Origin of the sequence: Burkholderia sp. GbtcB21, assembly GCF_019091065.1 — a bacterium.
Taxonomy (GTDB): domain Bacteria; phylum Pseudomonadota; class Gammaproteobacteria; order Burkholderiales; family Burkholderiaceae; genus Burkholderia; species Burkholderia pyrrocinia_C.
Genome location: NZ_JAGXKA010000357.1, coordinates 1 through 250, shown reverse-complemented (window position 1 = coordinate 250; position 250 = coordinate 1). Strand labels below are relative to the sequence as shown.

1 protein-coding gene is annotated in these 250 nt (G+C 66.4%); it reads right to left on the bottom strand.

Annotation, left to right across the window (positions count from 1 at the left end):
- Nucleotides 1–250 (bottom strand): thioesterase family protein (locus tag KVT39_RS37100; protein WP_217591503.1); only part of this gene is annotated, 250 nt, incomplete at both ends.

Below are 250 nucleotides of genomic sequence, written 5' to 3'. Positions count from 1 at the left end.
ACCGCCAGCACGCGCGTCCTGAACCCTTCCGGCACCGACCCCGTGGTCTTGCTGCCGTAGTCGAACATCACGTGCGTGGACAAGGCCCGCGCAACCACCGCATGATCGACGGCCGAATCCCCGGCGTCCGCCTGCCCGTCGCGCACCATCAGGTATTCCAGTTCGAAGCTCTTCGGGCCGAAGCGCGTGACGCTGCTGCGGACCGTGATCGTATCGCCGTACTGCGCGGGCTTCAGATATTCGCACGGGG